3 protein-coding genes are annotated in these 5,108 nt (G+C 55.4%); all 3 read left to right on the top strand.

All coding sequences use genetic code 11. The annotated features are described in order from the left end of the window. The coding region (locus tag LN415_07255) for an ABC transporter substrate-binding protein (protein MCJ2556888.1) at positions 1–1,802 on the top strand (1,802 nt) is incomplete at its 5' end. A gap of 123 nt (positions 1,803–1,925) precedes the next feature. Beyond that, positions 1,926–3,638, top strand: a complete 1,713-nt coding sequence (locus tag LN415_07250) for an ABC transporter permease (GenBank protein MCJ2556887.1) — start codon at positions 1,926–1,928, stop codon at positions 3,636–3,638. Between the two features lie 19 nt (positions 3,639–3,657). Beyond that, a partial coding sequence (locus LN415_07245; GenBank protein ID MCJ2556886.1) for a hypothetical protein occupies positions 3,658–5,108 on the top strand: 1,451 nt, incomplete at its 3' end.

The following is a 5,108-nucleotide window of genomic DNA, read 5'->3' as shown; positions in this document are numbered from 1 at the left end:
ACATCGGCGGGATGCTGTTCAAGATATACAAGACCGCGCAGGCAGCCGTGTTCGCACTCCAGGCGGGAGAGATAGACGTTGTGTCCTGGTCCGTTCCTCCCGAGTTCGTTGGGGGTCTCTTGATCGATCCGAACATAGGGATATTCAACACTGCGGAGAAGGGATTCTTCTATATCAGCTACAATATGCGGAAGTCTCCATTCGGCTATCCCAACAACGATCCGACCCAGGGCGACGATGGACTCTGGTTGAGGAAGGCAATGGCTCACGTAATCGACAAGAAGACGATCGTGACCACCTTGCTGCAGAACTTCGGTGCGGCCGGAGACCAACCTGTCAGCCCCTCCTTCACCAAGTGGTACAATGCCTCCGTTACGAAATACGACTACGATCTCGAAGTGGCGAGGGGAATCCTGGATGACCACTATACAGAGGCCGGATTCAACCTTGGCTACGGCACGAGTGGAAAGCGGAATCTGCCGACTATCGGTGACCGAGAGGTTGAGATACTGTGTCCCCAGGCGGACTACGATCCGATCCGTGCATCCGCATGCAACATGATTGCGACCAGAGCCCAGGAAGTTGGGCTGAACTTCGTTTCCACGCTGATGGCGTTCGGGGAAATCACGGAGCGTCTTGACGACCGTGAGATGGACATATGGGTCCTCGGATGGAGAATAGGTTCAGATCCTCCAGACTACTACCATGCGTTCTTCTATTCGGGTAATGCGCCAGCAGGACAGAACTATCCCGGGTTCCAGAATGAGACATTCGACACTCTCATTACAGATGCACGTGCCGAGCTGGATCCAGATGTGCAGGTGTCAATGATCAAGGAGTGCTCAGGGCTTCTCACGGATGCAATGCCATACGATGTCCTCTACTTCAGGACGAACATCGAGGCATATAGATCAGACAAGTTCATCAACTGGACAGTGGGCTCTTCTGGATCCATATTCGGAGGATCGTTCTGGTCGAGGATAGGGATTCATCCCCCATCCCCAGACGCGCTCACAGTCTCTCCACCTGTGATGAAATCTGCAGTTGCCTCTGCCTCAACTACTAACGTCGTGGCGACGGTGAGAGATCCCGATGCCACCACTATCGCAGGAGCGCCCGTCCAGATGACCCTGGCCGGTTCCGGCTATCTCGGCAATCTGAGCATCCCCGGAGGCGAATTCGGGACGACCGTCAACGGAACAACGAACATCAACGGACAGCTGGTCGCGAACTATGTCGCACCCACAGTGGGAGCCGAAACGGAAGTTTTCGTCTCTGCGCAGGCTCTTGACTACAAGACCTATCCAGCTTCGACCGTACAGTTTTCCAGGGTGAAAGTCCAGCCACCAGGTACGCAGTTCTTGTCGGTCCTTGTCGAACCGTCCTTCTTCGCTCTTGAAGAGGGAGGGACGATGCCCATTGAAGTCATGGTCACGGACCAGGTCGGCTTATCCGTGGACGGAGCCCTTGTGAACCTCGTGACAGAGCCGTCGGGACCCACGTTGACGCCGAGCAGTGGCACCACCCTTGGTGGGACCATCGGCACGGTTGTGTTCGGAGCGCCCGCCGATTTGCCTGAGGGCGTGGAATCTCAGACCTTCAACCTGAGGGTCAGTGCGAATCTCACAGGATACGTGTCCGCAGAAGACGCCAAGGAAATCACCGTACTGTCACCGACCGCAGGCGGCGGAGGAGGCGGCACGGATACAGAGGTTCCGGCCATCGATGTGGTGGCGACGATCGCGGTCATCGCGCTGGTGGCAGTGAGCTTTGCAGTGTTCCGAGGAACGAAGAGAAGGTAAACCCTTCTCACCCTTCCCTTTTTTTATTTCGAGAGACGAGACTTTGGCGAGCCTACTGGCCACAAAGCCCCGTACAAATGACGTTAAATATCAGTTGGAGTATTGTTCGGCCCGGTAGTTCTTATGAGACTGAGAAGCTTCCTCATCAGGAGGGCCTTGCACACGGTGATTACGCTTGTGATCATACTCATTCTGCTCTTCATCATCTTCAGGATGATGCCTGGGGACCCGACAAGGTTCTTCATCGAGCCCGGTCAGACGCCAGAAGTCAGGGACAGGCTCCTTGTCGATTTCGGCTTCTCGAGGTGGGAGACTGCTCCGGGAGTCTATCGTTTGGGCTCGTTCAACACCTTCGATGTCGGCGCCTATGGCCTTAGGCTGGAGATCAACTCCACCGGGCTCGTCGACCCTCCAGGGCTCTACAACATCACGCTTTACTCATCTTATGTGAAGGAGGAGCGGTTCTTCCCCAGCAAGGATTCTCTGGTCATCTGGAACACGACCTACAGTGATACGCCAACAGGCAACATCACAGTTGGAGATACAGTCGACTTCACCTTTGATGTCAAGGCGCAAGGGGACATGAACAGGATAGTCACGATGACCCTGGTTAGGAACGAGGACCTGAACCAGACGGAGGAGTACAACCTCACGAGCCACGGCACTCAAATCCTTGGAAGCCCGAACTGGGGTAGGTACACGACCACCGTCGATACTGACCAGGCGGGTTTCTATAGGATGGAACTGTCGGTCTACGACCCGGTCTCGCAGGAGACCGAAACCGTGGAAGATGGCTATGCCGTGAACCCGAGCGATATCACGCCGTTCGAACTCGTGACGAGCGAGGGGGGTATGTTCACATCTCGGAACATATTCGCGGAAACAATCGGTGAGTTCACCATTGCTGTCAAGGTCGACGCAGATGGCAAGCTCAGGCCGGTTGCAGATTCTGGCCTGATCGTATTCGTGACGACACCAGCCGGAGAAGTCTCCACACTCAAGCCTCCAGAACAGCTATTCCATCCGCAGATAGTGGTCGAACTCCCTGTTTGGGAGCAGTTCTGGGAATACTTCACGGATATGATAACGGGCGACTTCGGTATTTCCTTCTTCTCGAAGAGGCCTGTGTGGACCGAGATTGAGCAGAGAGCACCCGCCACGGTTCTCTTGTTCGGGACTGCTCTCGCCCTCTCGGCGTTGCTGGGCATCGGCGTAGGAGCTATCCTGGCGTGGCGGAGAGGATCCTCATTGGAGATGTCCGCCATTGTTGTCAGTCTCTTCTTCTATTCCATGCCTCTGTTCTGGTTCGGACTCATACTCCTGTGGGGATTCGGCTTCATTCTTCAGTGGTTCCCGCTGGGAGGCATAGGAGGCCAAGACGCTCAGGGGAATGCGTTAGGCGGTCTCGCATACATCGCCGATATCCTTTGGCACATGACGCTTCCTCTGGTCACGCTGATGATGGTCAGTCTGGCGGGATATGTGCTTCTGATGAGGAACTCCATGCTCGAGGTCCTCGGGGAGGACTACATCATGACCGCCAAGGCCAAGGGCCTCAGCGAGAGAACTGTGATGTATAAGCACGCCGCGAGGAACGCGCTTCTGCCAGTCGCCACGGTCATCGCCCTGGGCGTCGGCGGCGTCATTAGCGGAGGCGTTCTCACCGAGACGATTTTCTCGTGGCCGGGAATGGGCTACTTCCTTGTGACATCCACGATACAACAGGACTATCCAGCCGTGCAAGGGACATTCTTCCTTTTGGCTATCATGACGGTCATAGCGAACGTGGCGGCCGATGTGCTTTACGCATTCCTCGATCCGAGGGTGAGGTTGTAACATGGTGTCGAGAGAGAGATTGCATGAACAATTCAGGGGCTACTACAAGGCGTTCAAGACGAACTGGGACCTGTTCAAGGCAAGTAGGATAGGGATCGTTGGACTCGGCATTCTGGCGTTCTTTATCGTAATCGCTCTGATTACTCCCGCTCTGGGTCTTTACGATCCGATTAACTGGAGAGCCCCTGAGGAGGATCTGATCAGGGTGGACCAGTTCTGGTATGTGGACACGTCTTCTGTGTTGTTCAATGCTGGAGATCCCATCAACCAGTCTGTTGCGTTCAGACTGGAACCAGCGACTATTGGTCCACCGGCAGATAGGATATACTTCGCCTCGGGCGAGAAGGTCATAGCCCTGCGTCCTTCCACTGGTCTGATGGTATGGTATGATGAGAACAACAACAGGGTGTGCTGTTTCGAAGCGGACTCCTTGGTGACCGCAGGGCCAGTAATCAGCAATTACGGCGACGTCAGCGTTCGGAATACCGTTCACTGGATCCTCTACTTCGGAACCGAAAGCGGAGAGTTCTACCAGTTGAGGGAACCGGGATACACGGAACTGAATCTCGTTTACAGGTCCTCCGAAATCCCCAGTGGAAAGAACATCTCGCGGACAACTCTCGACAGCAAGATTACGTCGATAGCTGTCTATGCCGATGACAGCGAGGCCGTGAGCGCCCGCGAAAGGGTCTTCGTGGGAACCGAGGGGGGCAGTGTCTACGCTTTCTCGTCCATCTGGAAGGATGATGAATCGTGGCTCTACAACGCCAGCTCGGATGAGTGGGTGCGCACATATCCAGTGACGAGGCCCCTGCCGCAGGACAGGCACGTCATGGCTTACAGTCCAGTGTCAGGCAAGGTGTTGCTCGTCAGCGGCGGAAACGGGCTGGCAACGGACAACGTCGAGACATGGCTTTTCAATTCCACCTCAGGGAACTGGACGAACCTCGACAGCCTTACTCCGGCGCCAGTGCGCAGAAGGGAGAGTGCTATGGTCTACGTTCCGAGTTGGGATTCCGCGGTTCTCTACGGAGGAAGGCATGTGAACAGCCCTATCAGCGATTCCTGGGTGTTCAACTTCTCGTCCGAGACGTGGAGTCCGCTGCCTCCAGCAGGCGGAGACGATCCCGGCCCGAGAAGCGGTCATTCGATGGCCTACAGCGCCAACGACCACGCCATCTATCTCTTCGGCGGAAGGCTGGATCTTGGGCTCAACAAGATGATGAAGCTGAATCTCACCAGCAATGCCTGGTCGGTCATACCAACCGACGAGAGCGTCCTCACCGAAGGAACGTCCATGATATACGACGATTCCGGGAATAGACTCATCGTGTTTGGCGGGCAAGAATACCTCGATTCGGGAAGCAACAACCAGACCAAGGTTCTGAACACCACGTCTGGCGAATGGACGTGGATAGACACTCCTGAGAATCTGACGGCGAGAGCATGGCAGTCGATTGCGTACGACAA

The organism is Candidatus Thermoplasmatota archaeon (assembly GCA_022848865.1).
GTDB lineage: Archaea > Thermoplasmatota > Thermoplasmata > RBG-16-68-12 > JAGMCJ01 > JAGMCJ01.
This window is presented reverse-complemented; position numbering and strand designations above follow the sequence as displayed.

Coding starts and splice junctions, on each gene's coding strand:
- LN415_07250 (MCJ2556887.1), top strand. CDS start 1,926: ATGAGACTGAGAAGCTTCCTCATCAGGAGGGCCTTGCACACGGTGATT.